Below are 12,831 nucleotides of genomic sequence, written 5' to 3'. Positions count from 1 at the left end.
ATGACCAGCCGCTTGACCGCCAACCCGGACAGAACCGGGCAATACCTCCGCCCGAAACCGCCCGCGGCAGCCTAAATCGGTATCGAACACCCTCTTAGAGCCTCCGGACGGGCGGACGGACTGACGACCGGGCGGCGGGCGGCGATGGCCGCGACGCCTCGGTCGTCGTCGACCGGGAGGGAGGGCCGCGCCGACGCCGGGCGCCGCGCCGGGTCACCGTGCGGGCGTGCCGGCGGTCAGCCGCCAGAGCCCGGCCACCTCGTAGTAGACGCCGTTCACCACTTGCAACAACACGAGTGTGGCCGGCCAGAGCAGCGCACCGAGGCCGGGCACCAGGTCCACCGGCAGGGTGTAGGCCATCACGACCCGCACGACGGCGTCGAGCAGCATCGCCACCCCCCAGATCGCGGTCGAGACCCGCCAGATCCGCCGGAAGGCCGGCTCGCGGTCCCACAGCACGTCCCAGGAGGTGCCGTCGGAGCGGAACCGGCCCTCCAGCAGGGGGCGCCCGGCGTGGAAGAGCAGCGGGCGCCTGGCCCTGATCGAGATCAGGAACCAGAGCCCGGCCACGCCGGTCAGCCAGCCGTCCTTGGCCAGCAGGAACCGCGGGCTGCCGCTGACCAGTGCGGCCGCGACGCCGAGCAGCATGGTCCCGGCGACGAACCCCGCCATGCCCTCCAGGCTGCGGGTGCGCAGCCACTGGACCCCCGTGGTGAGCGCCGGCAGGAAGGCGCCGGCCAGCAGCGCGACGAAGACGCTGACGCCCGCGGCGCGCAGGCCGTAGTACAGCGCGATCGGAACCGCGATGTCCCATACCAGGCCGAGCAGCAGACGCCGTCCGCTCGGCCGTGGCGGCACCCCGGGGGTGGTCATCGTCGGCGCGGCGAGCGTGTCATGGCGTCCTCCGGACGGCGACGGTCGATCTCACGGGCGCCGTCGCGCGCGTGCGGGCGGGGCGGGTTCGGTCCTTTCCTTCCTTGCCGGACGCCGGCCAAACCCGGCACCCGGACCTGAGGCCGCGTCCGGCCGCCCGCACGAGCGCACCCGTCGTCCTTCGTCCGCGCTCCGCCGCCGGTCGGCGGCCGCCCGGGTGGGGAGGCCGCCGAGGGAAACGCCGTCGGCCGGCGCGGGGAGGATTGGAGTGCCCGCGCCGGCCGACCGTGGGCCACTACCTCCCGCGTCGCCTGGTCACGCGCAGGAATACCAGGCCGAGGCCGATGAGCGCGGTGAACAGGACGGTCAGCAGCGGCGTCGGGAGGCCGGTGCCGGTGTTCGGCAGGGGCTCATGCGGTTCGCCGGGGTGTGTCGGCGGGACGTGCGGGCTCGGTGAGGTGGACGGGCTGTGGTGGTGGGACGGGCTCGGGGAGGGGGAGGGCGTGGGAGGGACCGTCGGGCTCGGCGACGTGGTCGGCGTGGGCGTGGGGGTGGGGGTGGGCGTGGGCGCGGGCGTGGGGGTGGGCGGGGTTTCGGTGTGTTCGTTGGTGACCGTCACCGAGGCGCGGTCGCCGACGTGGACCACTCCCGGCGGGGAGCCGGGATCGGTGTCCTCGATGGTGACCTTCGTCCCCTGCGGGGGGTTCGGCTCGGAGACGGTGCAGGTGGCTCCGGTGGGCACCGCGATGGTGCGGCTCTGCCCGGCGCTCAGGGTGAACTCGGCGTCCGCTTCGGGGAGGCGGACCGGCAGTTCGGTGCCGTCGGGGTCGTGCAGGACGCAGGCGACGGTGAAGGTGAACGGTCCGGTTCCGTCGCCGATCACCTTCTTGTGGACCGTCAGTTCTCCACGGCCGAAGGTGTTGACGGCGGTGACGGTCACCGCCTGGCCGGTGCCGATGACGACCGCGGTCTCCGGTGAGTGGTGGTCGACCGTGCTGCCGGTGGCGCCGCCGGTCCGGGATTCGGTGGCCCAGCAGCGCGCTCCGGTCGGCAGCGGGAAGCCGAGGTCGTCGACCTCCCGTTGTCCGGCGCCCCGGAAGGTGTACGGGCGGCGGTCGACCAGTGTCCGGACCTGGCCGTTGCCGAGGTCGAGGACGCAGCTGAGCAGCAGGGTGAACGTGCGGTCGGCGCCGAACTCCGCTCCCGCGCCGGTGACCTGCTTGGCCAGGCCCAGCGTGCCGGTGGTGAAGGTGTTCACGGCCGTGATGCTCACCTCGGGGCTGTCCTTGGTGACGACCACGGCGTCGGCGTGGGTGCCGTGGTCGACGGCCGTCGCGGTGGCGCCGGCGGCGTCGAGTTCCTCGGCCCAGCAGCGCGCGCCGATCGGCAGGTCCGGGATGCGGACGCTCCCGTCGGCCGTCAGCCGGTACTGCTTGCGGACGACGAAGGCCACGGCGGGGGCGCCGTCGGTTCCCTCGGCCTCCCGGACACAGGTGACGCGGAAGGTGAAGACCGCGTCCCGGACGTAGGGGGCGTCGGCGGGGGCGCCGGCGGTCTTCTTGTGCAGGGTCAGTGCCCCGAGCGAGAAGGTGTTGGTGACGTCGACCGCGACGGTGTCGGGGTTGTCGGTCCCGGGCCGGACGGTGACCGGTCCGACCGGCGGCGGCGGGCCGTCGGCGCCGCCCGGGTCGACTTCGGTGACGGTGCACTCCGCGCCGACAGGCAGGTCGTCGACCGTGCCCGTGAGGTCGGGCGCCTTGAGGGACAGCGCGCGCACGACGGCGTCGGGCCTGCCGTTGAACACGCAGGCGATCCGGAACCGGAAGGTGCGGTCCGCGTACTGGGTGCCGGGACCGGCCAGCTTCTTGACGATGCGCAGGGCGCCGGTGTCGAAGCGGTTGGTGACGGTGAGGCCGGCTGTGCTGCCCGGCACGGAGCCGACCACCGCGGTGTCGGGGCCGCCGCCGGTCGAGTCGGTCGCGGTGATCACCACCGTGGTCGCGCCGCCGTTGTCGGGCTCCGTCGCGGTGCAGCGGGCACCGGTCGGGATGCCGTCGAGCGTCTGCAGTCCGTCGCCCTCGAAGACGAGTTCCTTCGGGAACCCGGCGATCCGCTGCCCCGCCAGGGCGCAGTCGACGCGGACCTTGAACGGGCCGCTGCCGACCTCCTGGGCCGCCGCTCCGGTGACGCTCTTGCGGATCCGCAGACTCGCCGTGCGGTACTCGTTCTCGATCACCAGGTGCTCGCCCTCCTGGTCCGGGCGGGCGGGGGTGATCACCACCTGCTGGGCGTTCGCCTCGCCGAGGCTGGAGCTGTGGGCGCCGGCCGAGTCGGTCTCCCACACCTTGCAGGTCGCGCCGGCGGGCACGCCGACCAGTGCCATCGGGGTGTAGGGGGTGATGTCCCAGGTGCCCTCGCGGACCACCTGGGGCGTGCCGCCCTCGGGGGTGACGGTGCACCGGTAGGCGACCTGGTAGGGGCCGGGCGGCAGGCCCTCGGGCAGGCCGGTGACCGCCTTGTCGACGCGCAGGTTGCCGAACCGCATGCCGATGCCGACCTTGGGCGGCTCGGTGACCGGCAGGTCCTCGGGCGTGCCGTTGCGGACGACGGTCTCGAAGTGGGCGAAGGAGTTCCAGGCGATCGCGGGGTCCTGGGGCTGCACCAGGTCGACGGGGGAGGACATGGGGAGCCGGACGAAGACCTCGCCGCCGGGCGGGAGCAGCGGCTCGAAGCCGATGCCCATCTCGACGCCGGTGGTCTCCGCGGTGTAGCCGTCCTGCCAGTTGCCGGGGGAACAGGCCCGGCTGGGCGTGTGGACGGTGGTGCCGCAGGGGTCGGTGACGGTGGAGTAGCGGTTCGTCAGGGCGCCCGGGCCGATCAGCTCCGGCGCTCCGGCGAGGGTCGGGCGCGGTGACCACTGGGTGCCGCGCTGCTGGTTGCCGAGCAGCACACCGGTGTCGCCCTGGTGCGGGAGGACGTCCAGCAGGTTGATCTGCCGGACGGGTTCGGTGCCGGTGTTGACGGCGCGGATCAGGTAGTCGAAGCGCTGGCCGGGCAGCACCAGCGCGGTGCACGGGTACTGGGTGTAGGTGCGGCCGCCCTGGTGGAGCTGCGGGCAGCCGGGGGAGTCGAGCGGGACGTAGAGGGCGGCGACGGAGTTGTAGAGGCCGAGCGAGGGGTCGCCGGCGACCCACTTGGTGGCCTCGAACGCGGTGCCGGCGAGGGTGCTGACCTCGGCGCGGGCGGTGCAGTAGGTGCCCTTGCCGAAGTCGGCGGTGTCGTCCACCGCGGTGCCGTTGCGGTCGGAGTCGTGCCGGCAGTCCAGGGCGGGGCGCTGGTCGGAGCCGGCGCCGGCGACGTTCGGGATGACCGTGTCGGCCTGGACGCCCGGGGCCAGGCGGACCTGGAAGGTGAGCTTCACCTCGGCGCCGGGGAGCAGGTTCCAGCCGGGGAACGTCCACAGCACCCGGGTGATCCGGCCGGTGGCGTCACGCTGGGGGGTGTAGGTGGGCTTCGGCGCGGGGTCGGTGCCGGGGCCGCTGACGGCGAGTTTGAACGGCAGGCCGCCGTCACCGGCGTAGCCCTCGTCGAAGCGCAGCAGGCGCGGGATCGGGTCGGCCACCACCAGGTCGGGGATCACCCCGGTGCCGGTGTTGCGCACGGTGATGGTGAACGGCGCGGTCTCGCCGGGGCCGATCCGGGAGTCCGGGGTCTTGGAGATGGCCAGCTGGGCGGTGCCCTCCTCCAAGGTGAGGGTGGCGGTGCTGTCGCCGAACGGGAAGGTCGTCCCGGGTGTCTGGAGACCGCTCTCGCCGGCGGCCGAGGCGGTGTCGGAGAGCTTGTCGGGGACCTTGGTCGCGGGGGCGGACCGCAGGGTCTCGCGGGCGGTGACCTTCAGGCAGACGGTGGCCTGCGGGCAGGGGCCGTCCGCGGGGTAGTAGTTGCCCGGCGTGAGCGCGTACCCGCCGGGAGAGCTGGTGAAGGTGACGCGCAGCCCCCGGACGTCGGCGGCCTGGACGCCGTTCGGCAGGGCGGGGGTGGTGCTGTCGGTCGGGGAGCCGTCGGTCCAGACGGCCCCGGGCCCGTCGCAGGCGGCGGTGCAGGCGTCGACCTGCACCCGGTCGGCACCCGGCGGGAAGCTCACGCCCGCGATCTGCCGGAGGTCGACGGCGTCGAAGAAGGCGGCGTCGGTGTCGGTGACCACGATCCGCTTGAGGTTGGTGTTCCCGGTGTTCTCCGCACGGATCCGCAGGTCCACCGGCTGCGGCGGCACGCCCGGGACGGTGCGGGCGACCGTGGAGGGGGCGAGGCTCTTCTGGACCGAGCCGCCGGTGCGGGCCGGCTCGGTGCTGGTGTCCTGGGAGGTGCAGGCCGGGTTTCCGACGGCGGTGCCGTCGGCGGTGACCTGGAAGCAGTTGCGGATGGCCCGGCCGTCGGGGACGCCGTCGCGGCGGACCACCGTCAGGGTGACGATCAGTCGGCCGCGCGGCGGCAGGTCGCCGTCCACCCGGGCGCGCACGCCCCGGGCCCGGGCCAGCAGCGCGCCGTCACCGGCCGCGTAGGGCACCCACGCCTTCGCGTCCGGGTCGTAGACCTCCAGCCGGACGGGCAGGCCGTAGGGGTAGGTGTAGGCGACCGTCAGCGCGGTCAGGCGGGCGAGGTCGAAGACGGTGCCGGTGGCGGTCGGGTCGGCCGGGTCGGTGATCGTCGGTCTGATCATCGGGCCGTTGCCCTCGTTGGCCAGGTCGAGGGTGAAGGTCACCGGCTGGCCGGGCGGCAGGTCGTTCTGGCTCGCGGTCTTGCTCTGGCGCACGTCGGTGCGCGGCGCCTCCACCCGGAGCGAGGTGCAGGCGGTGGACGTGCCCTCACCGGCGCCGTTCACGGGGTTGGCGGCGGAGGCGTCCACGCAGTCGGTGACCCCGTCCTGGACGTCGGCCTCGGTGACCTTGGAGTTCAGCGTGCCGTGCAGGCCGAGCCGGCCGACGGCGTTGGGCGCGATGGTGCCCAGGCCCCCGGCGTCGGTGCCGGTGAAGGTGACCGACACCCGGGCGGGCGGGCTGCCGGCCGGGCAGCCGGTCTGCGGGAGGTCCTGGGCCGCCGGGGGCTGGGCGAGCGTCACCGGGGCCGGGGTGCTGCCGTCGCGGCAGGTCACGGTGACGGTGGCCGCCGTGGCGCCCTCGGGGAAGGTGACCCGGAGCCTGCCGACGTCGACCTTGTCGAACTCGCTCGGGGTGTGCGCCGAGGGTTCGGTGACGGTGAGCGAGGCGACCGGGAACGACGCGGTGTTGCGGCCGCCCGCGATGACCGTCACCGGGGCGGGGGTGCCGAGCACGGCGGATCCGTCGGCCGTGAAGTCACCGTCGGTGTCGGAGAAGAACTCCTTCTCCGCCGCGACGGTGGCGATGTTCGGCAGGATGTCGTACGCCGCGCAGGCCGGATCGCCGCCGACCTTGCCGACCGCCCTGTCCTCGGCGGTGACGGTGGCGCAGTTGTTCACGGCGGTCCGGGTCTCGGGCGCCAGCGGCCTGCCGGTGGAGCGCACGGTATCCCGCAGCTTGAGCCGCAGCGGGACTTCACCGCCGGCCGGGTCGTACGGCAGGACGGCGCCGGTGGAACTGGTGAACTCCAGCCTGATCCCGGTGACCTGGCCGGGGTCCACCCCCGGCGGCAGGTGCACGTCGGGCCCGGTGGCCACCGGGCCGGGCACCCAGTCGGCGTCCGCGCAGGGCGAGCCGACCGGCTTCGAGCACACCAGGGCCCGGACCTGGTCGGCCCCCGCCGGGAAGCGGGTGACCGGGCCGACGGAGAGCAGGTCGAAGTCGTCGAAGGTCGCCGGGGTCGCGTCCTCCACGGTCAGCTTGGACACCTCGGCCGAGGTCGACGAGCCGTTGCGGACGCCGAGGGTGATGACGCTGTGCGCGCCCGACTGGGCCACGGCCGAGCCGTCCGTCCACGTCTTGGAGGTGCCCGGTCGCACCACCCGCGGGATGCGCACCGTCACATCCGCGCTGTCCCGGGCCGGCTCGGCGTTGTCGGCCCGGATCTCGGCCGTGTTGGTGACCTTCGCACCGTCCTTCAGCGCGGTCTCGGCCGGCACCCGCATGCCGATGGCGAGCTTGCGGCTGGCCCCGGCCGGCAGCCCGGTGCTGCCGGCCGGTGCGGGCGGGCTGGGCAGCGGTTCGAGGAAGACGATGGTCAGTCGGCGGGTGGCCGGGTCGAAGGTCACCGTCCTGGTGTCCGTGCTCTGCGGCAGGGAGGTCACGTCGAATTCGGCGGGCAGGACGTCCTCGATCACCGGGTTGACGCAGGACGTCGTCAAGGACGAGCAGCTGGCGGTGAGTTCGTAGGAGAAGACCCCGCCGGCCTCGACGGGCATCGTCGCTCCGGTCACCTGCTTCCGGATCCCGACCACGGCGTCCCCGGCCGCCCGCGTCGTGGCCTTCTGCGCTGCCGCGCCGGGTGGCTTCGGGCCCGGTCTCGCGGCGGACGCGCCGTCAGTCACGCACAGCGCCAGCAGGCCGGCGATCACGGCGGCGACGACGGCCGGCCAGGCCTGGGAGAACCTCGGGTGAGCGGCCATGGGGATCCTCTTCACAAGTGGACACGGTGCGTGACATTCCGTGCGCATAATGTGATGAATGGCGGCCGATTGACGGGATTCTCGACCGGGCGCGAGCGAAACTCAGCCGTCCGGAGTACGCCCGCCGTCTCCGGCCCGGCGACCGGCACGGCCGCGTTTCCGGCGGCGGTCCGGAATCCCCCCGGGGCGGGCGGGGTGGGCGGCCCGAGCGGGGTCCGTCAGTCCGTGTCGGTGGCCGCCAGGACGGCGATCTCCTGCCCGCCGGGCCGGAGGGCCGCGAGCGCGAGGTCCCAGGCGACGTTGTGGAACCACGGGGACGCGGTGCCGATCCGGAACCAGTCCGTCCGCCGAGCGCGTTCGGCGACCTCGGCGATCGGGGCGTCCGCGGGGCTCCCGGTCAGGCCGGCGAGCGACCGCCAGGCCGCGCGCCGTCCGTAGGCGCCATGCCGGCCCCGGCCGTAGGCCGGTGCGCGCACGGCGGCGGTGAGCAGGATCCGCAGCGCCAGCTCGGCGTCCGCGGGGTGGAGCTGCGCCCCGGCCGCCGCATCGGGCCAGGGGGTGAGCGGCAGGAGCGGCAGGAGCGCCGGGACGTCCTCGCGGGCCACCGGTTCCGGCAGCCAGAACTCCTGGGCGGCGAGCCTGCCGTTGGACCGGGCGAGCCAGTGGTCGACGGCTGCGCCCATCGCCTCGGCGGTGGCGGGCAGGCCGATCTCGGTGGGGTCGAGTCCGGCCGGCCGTCGGCGCGTCGCCGCTGCGGCCGGCCGCTGGTGGGCGTCGGCCGTCTCCGGCCAGACGGCGGGAACCGTCCAGGTCCAGTCGTCCGCGGCTCCCGGCGGGCGCCGGAGGCCGTGCTCCTCGGGCAGGAGGCTCAGGGGCAGGACGGAGAGCGGATGGCCCTCGGCCAGGAGCTCGTCGGCGAAGGCGCGCAGCTCGGGGTACCCGCTCACCCCGTCGTGGACGAGCACCGACTCGTGGAGCAGGCACGCCGCGAACTCGCGTGCGCAGGCGGCCTCGTGCCGCCGGCCGAACACCACGCCGGCGATGGTCTCGATCCGGTGTCCGCGGGCCACGACCGCGGCCAGGTAACGCGGGTGGGCGGTCGGGTCGATGCCGCCGTGCTGCGGCGACTCCAGCACCCGTACGAGGGCGCGGAGGCTTTCCGGCTCCGGGTGGGCGGCCAGGGCGTGGAGGGTCCAGTACAGGACCGCGCCGCGGTTCCCGTGGTGGTCCTCGCCGGCGGCGACCGGGGCGGTGAGTTCCGCCGCGAGGTCGGCTGCCCAGTCGAACTCGCCGGTGGAGACCCGTGATTCGACCTCGGCGCGGAACACCGCGATGTCCGCGTGGTCGGCTTCGCACAAGGCGTGCACTGCGCGCTCGATGTCCTTGCCCATGGCGTGATTATCGCCGCGATCGCGCAGGTCGGCAGAGAGTAAGCTGTGCCCTCATGCCACGCCGGCGATCGGGAGAGGGGGCACCGGAGGTGTGGGGACCACTCAGCGAGGACGTGCGCCGGAGCCTGGAGCTGTTGCTGGCCGGGGGCACCGACGTGGACCGGGCGTACCGGGCGCAGATCCCCCACGCCCGGATGAAGCCCGGCTGTACCTGCGGATGCCCGACCGTGGACCTCCGCGTGGACCAGGGCTCCGTGGCGGCCGGGCCGGTGGTCGAGCGAAGTCCGGTCGTCGCCGACGGGACGATCCGGGGCGCGGAGGGCCAGTACATCGGCCAGGCGATGGTCTTCGCCTCCGGCGGGTACCTCGCGACGCTGGAGGTCTGCGTCTGGGAGGACCTGGGAGCCCTGGAGCCGCCCCTCTGCGAACGGCTGAGCGTCTAGCGTCCAGCGCCTTTCCCCCGGCTGGGGCTTCGCCCGGCCCCTCGTGCGGTGGCGGTCAGATCCCGGTGGGCCAGGGCACGGTGGTGCGGACCGGGGCGGTGTAGTCCGTGCCGGGGACGTGCCAGCCGTACAGGCGCCCGACCTCGGCACGGACCCAGTCCGCGTCGGCGAGCTCGGCCAGGGTGTCGGTGGTCGCCGCGGCCCAGCGGGCGTGGACGGCGGCCTGGACCTGCTCGTCGAGCTCCCAGTCGTCGAGGCGGATCCGCTGTTCCCGGTCGAGCCGCAGCGGCGCCGCTCCGGTGAGCTGCCGCCACAGGTCGGTGGCCTGCTCGGCGGGGCTCCGGAAGCCGTCGCCGAGGACGGCGCGGAGCAGGCCGGTGTAGAGGGCGATGGACGGGATGGCGGTGGAGGCCTGGGTGACGGCCGCGCCGGCGACCACGGTGTGGGCCTGCCCGCCGCGCGCGGCGAGGTCCCGGTGGAGCCGGCGCGCGGTGTCCTCCAGGTGCTGCTTGGCGGCGCCGATGGTGCCGGCCCGGTAGACCGGCGCGGTCAGCTCGGAGCCCACGTAGGAGAGCGCCACGGTGTGGAAGCCCTCGCGGACGAGGCCGCGGGCCGCCAGGGCGTCGATCCACAGCTTCCAGTCCGCTCCGCCCATGACCCGGACGGTCGCGTCGCGCTCCGCGTCGTCGGCGGGCTGGAGTTCCAGGGAGCCGACGAAAGGGGTGTCGCCGTCGAACTGCAGGGTCTTGGCCCGGTAGGCGGAGCCCAGAGGCTTGAGCGCCGAGTGGTGGACCTCGCCGGTGACGGGGTCGGTGCGGCGGGGCGCGGCGACGCTGTAGACGAGGTAGTCGACCCGGCCGTACCGGGCGGCGAGGTGGTCCAGCGCCCGCTCCTTCGCCTCGGCGGAGAAGGCGTCCGCGTTCAGGAAGGCGAAGCCGGCGTCCGGTCCGGCGAGCTCGGCGGTACGGGCCGTCCGGTACCAGCCGGCGGAGGCGGTGCGGCGCTCGGTCTCGGGGGCTTCGAAGGCGATGCCGAGGCCGCGCATGCGGTGGGTGCGCAGCGCGGCGACGGTGGCGGCGAGGCCGTACCCGGCGCTCGAACCGATGACCAGGGCGACCGGGCCCGTACCGCCGTCTTCGCCGTCGGGGGCCGGTGCGCCCGGGGCCGGGGTGCGCTGCCACAGGTCGTCGACGACGGCGGCGCAGCCCTCGGGGTGGGCGTTGAGGTAGAGGAAGCCGCGGTTGCCGGGCTTGATCTGGCGGAGGGGCATCGGCGTCACAGGTGGTTCCTTCGGGTGCTCTGACGGTCCTTCGTGCCCGTGGCGGGCGGCTGCTCCTCATCCTGGCCGGTCCGCAGGCCGGGACGATCTGGCGACTCGTGCCAGGGTCCGGCGGAGAATTCTGTCGCTGCCGCCCTCGTGCGCCCGGCCCCGCGCTGCCGGAGCCAAGTAATTGAACATGTTCAGAATTCTGGGCTACGCTGGCTCCCGGAACGAGGGGGGACGCATGAAGATCGTCATACCCGGGGGATCCGGCGCGCTCGGCACACTGCTCGACCGCGGACTGACCGCCGCCGGACACCAGGTGGTCACGCTGAGCCGCCGGCCCGCCCGGCCCCGGCAGGTGGGCTGGGACGGGCGGACCCTCGGCGCGTGGGCCGAGGAGATCGACGGCAGCGACGTCGTGGTCAACCTGGCCGGGCGCAGCGTCAACTGCCGCTACACGGAAGAGAACCGGCGCGCCATGATGGACTCCAGGGTCCTCTCCACCCGCGTCGTCGGCCAGGCGATCAGCGCGGCCCGGCGGCCGCCCGCCGTCTGGCTGCAGATGAGCACGGCCACGGTCTACGCCCACCGCCACGACGCCCCGAACGGCGAGGCCGACGGTCTGATCGGCGGCAACGAGCCCGACGCCCCGGCCTCCTGGCGCCACAGCATCGACATCGCCCGCGCCTGGGAGGACGCCCAGACGGCGGCCGTCACCCCGCGGACCCGCAAGACGGCGCTGCGCACCGCCGTGGTGCTCGGCCCCGAGCGCGGCGGCGCCCTCGATTCGCTCTCCTGGCTGGCCCGGCTCGGTGCGGGCGGCCCGATCGCGGGCGGCGCCCAGTACGTCTCCTGGATCCACGAGCGCGACTTCGCCCGCGCCGTCGACTTCCTGATCGCGCACGAGGAACTCACCGGCCCGGTCAACCTGGCCGCCCCGAACCCGCTGCCCCAGCGCGCGTTCATGCGCGAGCTGCGGGCCGCCTGGGGCATGCCGCTGGCCCTGCCCGCCACCCGCTGGATGGCCGAACTCGGGGCGTTCGCCCTGCGCTCCGAGTCCGAGCTGCTGCTGAAGAGCCGGCGCGTCGTGCCGACCCGCCTGCTCGACGCGGGCTTCACCTTCGAGCACCCGCACTGGCCGGACGCCGCCCGCGACCTGGTCCGCCGCCTGCGGGGGAGGTGACGGGCCGTCGCGCCCGGGTCGGGTGCGGAACAGGGTCCGGTACGGGACAGGGGCCGGTACGGGACAGGGTTCGTCACGGGCCCGTCACAGCTCCCGGGCCGGGCTTGTCCGCGCGGCGCGGCGACGGCCACGCTGGGGCGACGGCGAAGCGGGGAGCACGCGCGGGCAGGGGCGAGCGGGATGACGACTGTACGGCTGGCGTCCATGCGGCGCCTGGAGGACATCATCGGGGTCGGCTGCGTGCTCGGCCTGATCACCGCGATCGTGCTGAGCGAGACCGGCGCGGCCGGCGTCGGAGCGACCCTGCTGATCGCCGCCGCGGTCGTCGCCGCCACGATCGCCGGCGCACCGCACACCTTCTGGCTGCGGGAATCGCGGACCGGCCTCACCGTGGTCCGGCTGCTCGTCCCCACGCACCACACCTGGTCCGAGATCCGGGGCCTGGCCGTGTCCGTCGACGAGGAGCCGGAGACCGGCGCCCGCCAGGCCCAGCTCCGGCTGCGCCTCGTCCACCCGCGCGGCCGGTCCTGGGGCCCGTTCCTGGGCCGACTCACCCTCACGGACGACGACCGCCCGCGCGGCACCGAACCGCGCGCCCTCGCCGAACTCTTCGCCCTCTTCGGCCGGCACGGACTGCCCGTCGACCGGCCCGAGTTCGCGAACGCCGTCCTCTCCGCCCACGGCCTGCCGCCGCTCCCGCCGCCGCCCGTCCGCCCGGTGCCGGTCGGTCCGGTGCCCACCCCCGAGGAGGCGTACGCCGACGCGCCCGCCCTCCTGGAGGAGCAGCGGCACCTCGACGCCCACCGGAGCCGGAGCGACGAGCCGCCCCGGCGCCGGCGCGCATACCTGCTGCGCCGAGCCGCGCTGCGCGACCGGCTGGCCCTGGACACGGCGGACGCGGACACGGGGCGGGTCGCCGCCGCGCTGCTCGCGGCCGGGCGGCTGCTGGAGCACGACGGCGTCACCGCCGAGGACGGCGCGGCCCGCGCGTACGTCCGCCAGCAGTACCTCCTGCAGGACCGCCTCCAGGACCGGCAGCCGTCGACGGACCGCCGCTGACCGGTCCGGCGGCTTGCGGGCGCCTCGCCGTCACGGGC

The 12,831-nt window shown here is 74.7% G+C and carries 7 protein-coding genes; 3 read left to right on the top strand and 4 right to left on the bottom strand.

All coding sequences use genetic code 11. The features are described 5' to 3' along the window. Positions 1–213: 213 nt before the first annotated feature. The 3 genes from ACZ6Y7_RS37365 to ACZ6Y7_RS37355 form a co-directional block, all read right to left on the bottom strand. The gene (locus ACZ6Y7_RS37365; RefSeq protein WP_465762433.1) at positions 214–873 is read right to left on the bottom strand and encodes a VC0807 family protein; all 660 of its coding nucleotides are present in this window, start codon (positions 871–873) and stop codon (positions 214–216) included. A gap of 295 nt (positions 874–1,168) precedes the next feature. Next, the gene (locus ACZ6Y7_RS37360) at positions 1,169–7,453 is read right to left on the bottom strand and encodes a DUF5979 domain-containing protein (protein ID WP_465762432.1); all 6,285 of its coding nucleotides are present in this window, start codon (positions 7,451–7,453) and stop codon (positions 1,169–1,171) included. Between the two features lie 218 nt (positions 7,454–7,671). After that, entirely contained in the window at positions 7,672–8,844 is a 1,173-nt protein-coding gene (locus ACZ6Y7_RS37355; protein WP_465762431.1) for a DUF6183 family protein, read from the bottom strand. 89 nt (positions 8,845–8,933) lie between these two features. On the opposite strand from ACZ6Y7_RS37355, the gene ACZ6Y7_RS37350 reads away from it, so the two are divergent. Then, on the top strand, positions 8,934–9,287 hold the full coding sequence (locus ACZ6Y7_RS37350) for a hypothetical protein (protein WP_465762430.1): 354 nt from the start codon (positions 8,934–8,936) through the stop codon (positions 9,285–9,287). A gap of 55 nt (positions 9,288–9,342) precedes the next feature. Here ACZ6Y7_RS37350 and ACZ6Y7_RS37345 read toward each other — a convergent pair whose 3' ends face one another. Continuing rightward, the gene (locus ACZ6Y7_RS37345; RefSeq protein WP_465762434.1) at positions 9,343–10,557 is read right to left on the bottom strand and encodes an enoyl-[acyl-carrier-protein] reductase FabV; all 1,215 of its coding nucleotides are present in this window, start codon (positions 10,555–10,557) and stop codon (positions 9,343–9,345) included. A gap of 235 nt (positions 10,558–10,792) precedes the next feature. Here ACZ6Y7_RS37345 and ACZ6Y7_RS37340 point away from each other — a divergent pair, with 235 nt between their 5' ends. Beyond that, complete coding sequence (locus ACZ6Y7_RS37340) at positions 10,793–11,734, top strand: TIGR01777 family oxidoreductase (protein WP_465762429.1); 942 nt, start codon at positions 10,793–10,795, stop codon at positions 11,732–11,734. A gap of 180 nt (positions 11,735–11,914) precedes the next feature. Further along, positions 11,915–12,793 (top strand): hypothetical protein, encoded by an 879-nt coding sequence (locus ACZ6Y7_RS37335; protein WP_465762428.1) that lies wholly within the window; start codon positions 11,915–11,917, stop codon positions 12,791–12,793. Positions 12,794–12,831: the final 38 nt, after the last annotated feature.

This window comes from Kitasatospora sp. NPDC053308 (genome assembly GCF_055585785.1).
Note: the sequence above shows the minus strand (reverse complement) of the source record. Positions and strands in the feature narration are given on the sequence as shown.